Below are 9,304 nucleotides of genomic sequence, written 5' to 3' on the forward strand. Positions count from 1 at the left end.
GCTTTGGTATAAATATACGCATAAAGGAAGACAATATGGCGGATTAAATGAATATTTATACGTTGTATAATTATTTTCTAATAAAAATCAATATTTTTATCTTTTTATTTTGCTAATATCATATTATAATAATATACATAATTTTTTTCTATTTTTTGAGAAGTGAGGGGTTGAAGTTGACGATAAATGAGAGAATGGCGCTCAAAATCCGGCTCGATCAGCTGGAAGACGCTGAAGTCCGGGTGTTGCAAGAGTTCCGTAATGAAAGAGAGTGTATTTTCAAAAGATTAAGGGAGCTGGATGAAAAAGAAGAGCAAATGTTAAAAGAAGCGCCAAATCAGCTGCCGCCTGAATATATACCCTTCAATCCGCCTTTGTCCGCCTCATTGGAAACATACGACGGGCAGATTTTCCACAGGGAACGGAAGGTGCGTAAATCCCGGCCGTCGAGAAGAAGCAAATCAAGTAAAATGAGGGAAGAAGCGATCCGAATTTTAAAAGAGAAGCCGGGACCGATCAGGGGGGCTGAATTGAAGCGGATGATCGAAGAAAAAACGGGTTTTAAAATTGCAAACATGACTTCTTTCATGAAAACCGTCGAAAAAATTGAGCCGCGTATCTGCAAACCGGAAAGGGGCTTATACCAGTTCGTTGAGGCTGCGGTATCCGGGGACAAGCCTGCGGAGGAATCAGTGGAACAGCAAACGATACAAACAGGGGAGCCGGTGGATACCGTAGAACAGCAAAGCACTCCGGAGGAAAAAATAGAGGAACTCGCAGAGCAGCATACCGGCCAGGCGGAAGAAATATTTCTCCTTGAGCACGATAGAGTATAAAAAGAACGAACGCACGGTTCGTTCTTTTTTGCATTAAGATTTTGCAGTTGAATTTTCTTTAGGATGCCGGGGTTGGTAAAGTTTTTTCGCCAGCAGCGTCTGCCCGCACAAAAACAGCCCGCCGACCGTCCAATAAAGCGGAAGGACTGCCGGTGCCGTAAATGAAACGAACAGGATCATTACCGGCGACAAGAGCATCATATATCTCATTTGCTTTTTCTGTTCTTCCGGAATTCCGATCATCGAAATCTGGGCTTGTACCAAATAAATCACACCCGCCAAAATGGCCATCGGGATATCCGCCTTCCCAAGGCTGAACCAAAGAAAAGAGTGGCTGGCAATTTCTTTTGAACCCCGGATCGCGTAATAGAATCCCATCAAAATCGGCATTTGGATTAAAATCGGCAGGCAGCCCATGTTCATCGGGTTGACGCCGTGCTTTTGGTATAATAGCATCATTTCCTGCTGCAACTTGGCCTGTTCTTCTTTCGATTTGGCCGCTTTAATCTTCGTTTGCAGTTTATCCATTTCCGGCTTTAGTTTTTTCATTTTTTCCTGCATTTGCTGCTGGTTTTTGTACGTATGCATTGTTAACGGCATTAAAATTAAACGGATGATCAATGTTAAAATGATAATGGCGATGCCATAGTCTCCGTTAAACAGGTGGGCGGTTGCTTTGATGACAACCGCAAACGGGCTCACAAAATAGTGATGGAAAAACCCGTTATTGTTCGTGCCGACGTTTGCTGAGCTTGAGCATGCGCTTAAAATAAGCAGCAAGCCGGACATGATAAAAGTTAAACTGAAAAATCTTTTCATAGCATATCCTCCTTCAGTATGTTGCGCTGATCCTGCCGTGATGCTTTTCATGTCAACCGGCATCAGGATCTTCAGAAGGATATGTCCGTATTCTGACACAACTGATCATCCAAATAATGGCAGAGTGAGTGCGGTAGTCCGCTGCAGCAATGTTCCGAACCGTAAAGTCCGCCACCATTCCGGCGGGTTTCGCCTCAAAATAAGCGGGCTGCCTAACAATCAGGCGGCTGATATAAAGAAAACCGGCCGTCAATACAAGAAATGAAAGCGTGCAGATGGTTGGATCATTTATAAAGTCAATCAAGTTTTGGATCAATGATTTTCACTCGCTTTAAAGGTATCAGTACAAAGTATATTTGAATTCCTTGTTTTTTACAATCCGTAATCATTATTTCACCAAATGCGCTTTTATTCATGATAATCGATATTGGAAAAAGGCTTGTTTGCTCTTCATGCTGCCGGATAAAAGAATACCGCTGTTGGAATCCGCCGAAAAAACGATTCAACACATGAAAAGTGGCATGTATGCCGGTTGTGTCATCCCACCGCTTTTCATAATCTGTATTAAGATTTAACAACTGCTTTTTATTGCGGTTAATGGATATCTTTTTTCTTAAACCTCCCGCCGCGCACTTCCGAAATATTTCCGACCGCTATAAAGGCGTTTGAATCAAATTCTTCGACGATCGATTTCAGTTTCGCTTCCTCGAGGCGGGTGATGACGCAGAAAATGACTTTTTTATTGTCTCCCGTATATGCGCCTTCCCCGTTTAAATACGTCACGCCGCGCCCAAGCCTCGCCATGATGGCATCGCCTATTTCATGCATCCTATCGCTGATGATCCAGACCGATTTGGATTCATCCAGACCCTGCACGACCACATCGATTGCTTTTGTTGCAATAAAATACGTAATGACCGAATACATCGCATATTTCCAGCTGAACACAAATCCGGCGCACGTAAAAATCACTAAATTAATGCCGAGAATGATTTCACCGACAGAAAAAGGGAGTTTTTTGTTCAATAATATCGCCAGCGCTTCCGTTCCGTCGAGGCATCCTCCCCAGCGTATGACAAGGCCGATCCCGATCCCAAGGATGATTCCGCCGAAAACCGTGCAGAGCAGCAAATCGTCCGTAAACACTTTGACAGGAGTTAATAGGACGGTTGTCACCGACATAACCGATATGCCGTATAAAGTCGTCAATGCGAATGTTTTTCCGATTTGCTTATAACCGATGTAAAAAAACGGCAAGTTTAAAATGAAAATGACCGCACCAAGCTTCCATCCGGTGAGATGGGAGAGAATAATGGAGATGCCGGTTATGCCGCCGTCCAGGATTTGGTTTGGAACAAGAAATAATTCAAGGGCAACCCCCATGATCATGGCGCCGAGAGTGACAAAAATAAAGCGCCGGGCAAGAAGGGCCCATTTGTTTTTTTTCTGCTTGAATTCCGTATATGATTTTACCGCTTCTTCCATATCATATCCCCTTTCCAAAAAAAATTTGTAAATGAATGTATATTACGAGATAAACAGGTGGATGCTGTCTTGTCCGCACACATAAACAAGTTTGGAAACCTGAAAATCATATACAAAGAAGGAACAGGACTTGCGCTCTTGATACACACGGGTGAGAAAAGAGCGGGTTTAAAAGCAGAGAGGAAAAACATTACAAATGTCTATGTATTAATTATATTATAAAAAAGTTAAGAAGTGAATGAATATGCATTTTAAAAAACAAACCCGGCAAACCGGGTTCACTTTTATGATCGTATATTATTCGCTTTTCATGGCTGCTTTAAAAGCTTCCGCCAGGCTGTTGCCAAAAGTGTCGTCTTTCTTGGCGTATTTTTGCAATAATTTTCTTTCCTCATGCTTGGATAATGTTGTTTTCTTTTCATCCGCTTTCTGGGCAATATTGCAAGTGCGGCATTGGAAGTAAACGCCGGACTTGCCGTGGTGGATTTCCATTCTTTTATGGCATGTCGGGCAGCGCCGGTTCGAAAGTTTAGGGCCTTTCCGTTTTGTGAAACGGCATTCCCGGTTTGAACATACGAGCATTTTCCCGTTCTGGCCGTTTACTTCCTTCATGAGCGAGCCGCATTCAGGGCATTTGGTGCCTGTTAAATTATGGGCGCGGTATTTTTTGTCGCTCGTTTGGATTTCACGCACAAGCCGGACCGTTTCTTTGCGAATCGTATCCAAAAACTGTTTCGGATTACCTTTCCCGCGCGCAATCGCCTCAAGCTGCTTTTCCCATTTTGCCGTCAGTTCCGGCGATTTCAACTCGTCATTGACAAGGTCAATTAATTGTTTTCCCTTTGGCGTCGGCACGAGGCGCCCGTTTTCACGGCTGATCGTTTCGGAAGAGACAAGGCGTTCAATAATATCGGCGCGTGTTGCCGGCGTCCCCAGCCCGAATTTTTCCATTTTGGACAAGATATCCGCTTCGGAATAACGTTTCGGCGCTTCTGTCAGATGGGAACTGAGCCGGAGTTGTTCGAGTTTAAAAGTTTTCCCTTCTTTAATGGATAGGGGAGCCGTATTTTCCCGGGCAGCTTCGTGATGAAAAACAGCGGTGTAGCCGGCGTTTTTTCGGACTGTTGTTTTCCCGGTGAACATTTTCCCTCCCGCATCCAGTTTAAATTTCACCGTTTCATATTCATAAACAGGGTAAAAGAGCGCAAGGAACCGCTTGACGATCATGTCATAGATTTTCCGTTCATCGGAAGACAAATCGGAAAGGACAGGGCGTTCGTCCGTCGGGATAATCGCATGGTGGTCGGTCACTTTCGCATCATTGATGACGCGTTTTGCGAGGATTTTCCCCTTCTTAGCCAAAACCGGCTGGATTTCTTGTTTATATGCATCTTTCAGGGCGACGAGCCTTTCGTACATCGTATTTTCCATATCTTTTGTCAAATATTTCGAATCGGTGCGTGGGTAGGTGACCAGTTTATGCCGTTCGTATAAGTCTTGCAGCACATTCAATGTTTTCTTCGCCGTAAAACCGAATCGGTGGTTGGCGTCGCGCTGCAGTTCGGTCAGGTCATAAGGGAGCGGCTGCTGTTCTGTTTTTTCTTTTCGTACCACTTCCGTTACGACGGCGGTCTGCCCGCCCAATGATTGATACAAATCTTTTGCTTTTTGTTCGTCAAAAATCCGTTTTTCCCCTTGATGGTCATAAGTGACTTCCAATTTCCCGGCCTGTGCTTCAATCGTCCAATATTTTTTCGGCACAAAAGACTGGATTTCTTTTTCCCGTTCCAGGACCATTGCAAGGGTTGGCGTCTGGACGCGCCCGGCAGACAGCGGGTCATTGTATTTTACGGTCAAAGCACGCGACACATTTAATCCAATCAGCCAGTCCGCTTCACTCCGGCATACAGCGGAGTGATATAAATGATCATACTCCTTTGCCGGTTTTAACCGGTTAAAACCGGATTTGATCGCCTTGTCGGTTTGCGAAGAAATCCACAGTCGTTTCACCGGTTTTTTCCAGCGCATTTTTTCCAAAATCCAGCGTGCGACGAGTTCGCCTTCGCGCCCGGCATCGGTTGCGATAATGCAATCTTTGATATCGTTCCTTTTTCCGAGCTGCTCAATCGCCTTATATTGCTGGAACGTCTGCCGGATTATTTTCGTTTGCATTTTGTCCGGAATAATCGGCAGGTCTTCCATGCGCCATTCCTTATATTTCGGGTCATAGTCTTCCGGCATTTTTAGTTCGATCAAATGGCCGAGTGCCCAGGTCACGATATATTTCGGCCCTTCGATATAACGTTTCTTATTGTCTTTGCAGCCGAGCACGCGCGCAAGTTCCCTCCCGACGCTAGGCTTTTCTGCCAAAACAAGTGATTTCATAAAAAACACCTTTCTTTCATTCCTATTGATCTAGTATACCGTATATGGAAAAGATCCACAAAATGATATTTTTATCATTTGAACAGTGAAAACTTTGATATCAAAGCTGTTTTTTGGTAAAATGTTGGCTTGTAAGAGATGAGTGTAAACAAGCCCAACCTACATTATATCTTGCAAATATAAATCGATAGGTGGTCAACATGATGGAAGAAACAAAACCGTACAGAGTATTATTGTATTACAAGTATGTGGAAATTGAAAATCCGGAAGAATTTGCTGCCGAACATTTGAAATTTTGCAAAGAAACCGGCTTAAAGGGCCGCGTCCTTGTTGCAAAAGAGGGCATCAACGGCACCATTTCCGGAACGGTTGAACAGACAAACCGTTATAAAGAAATGATGCACAGCGACCCGCGCTTTGCCGATATGGTTTTTAAAGAAGACGAAGCGGACGGGCATGCATTCAAAAAAATGCATGTACGCCCTCGCAAAGAACTAGTCACATTGCGCCTTGAGAAAGACATCAATCCGAACGAAAAAACCGGCAAATATTTGACGCCAAAGGAATTCCGTGAAGCTCTGCTTGATGAAGATACGCTCGTTTTGGATGCGCGCAATGATTATGAATACGATCTCGGCCATTTTCGCGGCGCAATCCGGCCGGATATCCGCACGTTCCGCGAGCTGCCTGGCTGGGTGCGCAAGCATAAAGACGAATTAAAAGGCAAAAAAATTGTGACGTACTGCACTGGCGGCATCCGCTGTGAAAAGTTTTCCGGTTGGCTGTTGGAAGAAGGTTTTGAAGATGTTGCGCAACTGCAGGGCGGAATCGTAACATACGGCAAAGACCCAGAAACACAGGGCGAGCTTTGGGACGGCATGTTGTATGTGTTTGACCAGCGGATATCGGTGCCGGTTAACCGTATAGAGCATGTGGTTGTCGGCAGGGACTATTTTACGGGTGAACCGTGCGAACGTTATGTCAACTGCGCCAACCCGGCATGCAACCGGCAGTTTTTATGCTCGGAAGAAAATGAACACAAATATATGCGGAGCTGTTCGCATGAATGCCGCATTGTACCGAACAACTTGTATGTAAAAGAACATGGCCTGACGGAAGAAGAAGTGGCCGAGCGCCTGCGCCGGATAGAAGAAGAAGATGCGGCGTTAAGCAAGTAAATGTTAAGGATAGTCTGGAAACAGGCTATCTTTTTTTATGCTTCATACCCTTTTCCTTTTATTTCAAATTATATACGCTGGCCGGTTCCATAAAATAATTCCTGTTCAGCGCTTCGTTGGACGCAATAAGTTTTGCTGGGAGGATAAGCATGACCGTAATTACAAACATTAAACAAACTGTCGCCGGATTAAAAAGCGCCCAGGCAAACCTCGAATCGTTTGCATTGCAAACGGATAACAAAAAAGCAAAACAATTGTATCAGACCGCTGCACAGCAAACCCAGTCGATCATTGACTCCCTTATGCCAAGAATGGGCGAAGTAGAGAAAGAAGAGCCGCAGTACACAGAATCTTAAAAATGTGGGGAAAAGGATGGATGGCCCATCCTTTCCCCCGATATGAAGGAGGCGGTGGAATTTGACGATTGTTTCAAATTTAAAGTCATGCATTGCCAGCATGAAGGGGGCAAAAGAAAGCTTAAGCAGACTGGTGCTATTATCTTCTGCCGATCAAGCAAAGAGGGCATTCCATGAAAGCATGATGGAAATGGAAGAGATTGAACAGGATTTAACGAAGCGGCTGGCAGTTATTGAAAGGAAGAAACCGCAGTATAAAAGTTAGAAGGGGAGAACGGGATGGAAGTGTCAGCTTATTTTGATATTTTCTGGCGGACCATGTCCACCCTTATCGTTTTATTTGCGCTCACAAGGCTGCTAGGGAAAAAACAGCTGTCGCAGTTGTCTTTATTTGAATATGCTGTCGGCATCACGGTCGGAAACATCGCCGCCGGGGTTTCCATCGGTTTAAAAGATCATTTTTTGCCGGGGATTTTCAGCCTTTTTCTGTGGATGATCGTGCCCTTTTTGTTAAGATGGGCATCGATCAAAAGCCGGAAGTTCAGGGAATGGATGCTCGGAAAACCAACTGTTGTCATTGAAAACGGCAAAATCCAGGAAGACAATCTTGCAAAGCAAAAATATTCCGTCGCTGATTTGATGCAGCTTTTGCGCAGGAAAAACGTATTCAGCGTGGCTGATGTTGAATTTGCCGTGCTGGAAACGAGCGGGGATTTAAGCGTATTGATGAAAAAAGAAAAGCAGCCCCCGAATGCAGCCGATCTCGGATTGAAGCCAGCTCCGGAAAAACAGCCGCATACGGTCATTCTGGAAGGCCAAGTCCAGGAAGAGGAGCTGAGGAAGGTCGGCTACAATCATGTCTGGCTGAAAACGGAGCTTGAAAAATTAAATGTCGCGCTCGAGAATGTGTATATCGGCCAGGTTGATTCATACGGGCAACTTTCGGTCGATATTTATGATGACCAAATCCAAATCCCGGCGGGCCAGGAAAGACAGCTCCTTTTGGCAACGATCAAAAAATGCCAGGCCGATCTTGAATTATTTTCCCTTGCAACCGATTCTAAAGAAGCAAAAGCGATGTACGATAAAAATGCAAAACGGCTTGAGAAAATGATCGTAAGACTCAGCAGGTTTCTGCAGCCCTAAAAGGATTTGGCGCATGACAAGCGTATATGTAAAATATTCTAGGGGGTTAAAGTGTGGAAAAAATAGGAAGACACTCTATCGTTTAAATGTCCGCTTGTAGGCGAGTACATCTAGACAGAGGTCTTCCCATGGAAAATATTATATTAAAAATTGGTGGTTATTAAAGAATACAAACAGATTATTTTTTTGGCAGTAAAAGTTCCGGAAAATTATTTTTTGGAGAATTGACGAGATCTGAAACTTCGTACATTTCCATTGTGCTGCTGTCAATTGGCGAAAGGAGCGGCCGCAGCTGTTCCGGTTCCGTAAGAAGAGGATCAAGCCATTTTTCTTCATCTCCCTTGTGCATAATGACAGGCATGCGGTCATGTATTTCTGCCATGAGTTCATTTGCACGGGTGGTGAGAATCGTGCAAGTAAACACCGGGCGGCCGTTTGCATCCACCCATTTTTCCCAAAGGCCGGCCATCGCAAACAACTTTTCATCCTTCAGCTTAATTCGCATTGGAATCCTGCTCCCGCTTTTCCGGTCCCATTCATAAAAAGAGTCTGCGGGAATTAGACAGCGCCGCTGTTTTACCGCCTGTTGGAAACTTGCTTTTTCAAAAGCGGTTTCGCTTCTGGCGTTGATCATTTTGTACCCGATTTTCGGGTCTTTTGCCCAGGAAGGAACAAGCCCCCATTTTAAGAATCCTAATCTGTATTCGTTCCGGCCGTTAATGATGGCAGCCACCATTTGCGAAGGCGCCACATTATAACTTGGGGCATATGCATCATTTGAAAAAGATGCTGTTGCATGGAAACGTTCTTCAATCTCATGTAAAGATGCTGTTAACGTAAATCGTCCGCACAAACTTCAGCCCGCCTTTCAAAAGCTTTTTGTATATGTTATTGTAACGGAAAAGCGTGCGGATCAAAAGGATTTGGCTTATCGTGTATGTGCCGACAAAGTTAATTTACCGGGTATTTCCAGACACTCTCGTATAATAAAGTTTCGATCCTACTAAATGAGTCAATTTCCAGTTGAATGGTTGTTCTTTGACAAGTGAATCTTTGATGTTTTCGGGGCGAGCCCCGAAAACATCAATTTAGGACTTGG

Annotated in this window: 9 protein-coding genes; 5 read left to right on the forward strand and 4 right to left on the reverse strand. The window is 44.4% G+C overall.

The window, feature by feature from the left end:
• The first annotated feature begins 170 nt into the window (after positions 1 to 170).
• On the forward strand, positions 171 to 836 hold the full coding sequence (locus BpJC4_RS13500) for a Rok-like winged helix domain-containing protein (protein ID WP_253693877.1): 666 nt from the start codon (positions 171 to 173) through the stop codon (positions 834 to 836).
• 33 nt (positions 837 to 869) lie between these two features.
• Here the strand turns inward: BpJC4_RS13500 and yidC are convergent, their stop codons facing one another.
• From yidC to BpJC4_RS13520, 3 genes are all read right to left on the reverse strand, one after another.
• Entirely contained in the window at positions 870 to 1,655 is a 786-nt protein-coding gene (gene yidC, locus BpJC4_RS13505; protein ID WP_151681433.1) for a membrane protein insertase YidC, read from the reverse strand.
• A gap of 594 nt (positions 1,656 to 2,249) precedes the next feature.
• On the reverse strand, positions 2,250 to 3,140 hold the full coding sequence (locus BpJC4_RS13515) for a YitT family protein (protein WP_151698036.1): 891 nt from the start codon (positions 3,138 to 3,140) through the stop codon (positions 2,250 to 2,252).
• Positions 3,141 to 3,437: 297 nt separating this feature from the next.
• A complete protein-coding gene (locus BpJC4_RS13520; RefSeq protein ID WP_151681430.1) occupies positions 3,438 to 5,525 on the reverse strand; it encodes a DNA topoisomerase III in 2,088 nt (695 codons plus the stop codon).
• 203 nt (positions 5,526 to 5,728) lie between these two features.
• On the opposite strand from BpJC4_RS13520, the gene trhO reads away from it, so the two are divergent.
• The 4 genes from trhO to BpJC4_RS13540 all read left to right on the forward strand — a co-directional run bounded on the left by trhO (position 5,729) and on the right by BpJC4_RS13540 (position 8,205).
• Entirely contained in the window at positions 5,729 to 6,703 is a 975-nt protein-coding gene (trhO, locus tag BpJC4_RS13525) for an oxygen-dependent tRNA uridine(34) hydroxylase TrhO (protein WP_151681429.1), read from the forward strand.
• A gap of 149 nt (positions 6,704 to 6,852) precedes the next feature.
• A complete protein-coding gene (locus BpJC4_RS13530; protein WP_151681428.1) occupies positions 6,853 to 7,059 on the forward strand; it encodes a DUF1657 domain-containing protein in 207 nt (68 codons plus the stop codon).
• 61 nt (positions 7,060 to 7,120) lie between these two features.
• Complete coding sequence (locus BpJC4_RS13535) at positions 7,121 to 7,324, forward strand: DUF1657 domain-containing protein (RefSeq protein WP_151681427.1); 204 nt, start codon at positions 7,121 to 7,123, stop codon at positions 7,322 to 7,324.
• 14 nt (positions 7,325 to 7,338) lie between these two features.
• Positions 7,339 to 8,205: a DUF421 domain-containing protein gene (locus tag BpJC4_RS13540; protein ID WP_151681426.1), complete on the forward strand. Its 867-nt coding sequence runs from the start codon at positions 7,339 to 7,341 to the stop codon at positions 8,203 to 8,205.
• 178 nt (positions 8,206 to 8,383) lie between these two features.
• Here BpJC4_RS13540 and BpJC4_RS13545 read toward each other — a convergent pair whose 3' ends face one another.
• Complete coding sequence (locus BpJC4_RS13545) at positions 8,384 to 9,058, reverse strand: SOS response-associated peptidase (RefSeq protein ID WP_151681425.1); 675 nt, start codon at positions 9,056 to 9,058, stop codon at positions 8,384 to 8,386.
• Positions 9,059 to 9,304 lie beyond the last annotated feature (246 nt).

The organism is Weizmannia acidilactici, assembly GCF_008974185.1.
GTDB classification, from domain to species: domain Bacteria; phylum Bacillota; class Bacilli; order Bacillales; family Bacillaceae_C; genus Weizmannia; species Weizmannia acidilactici.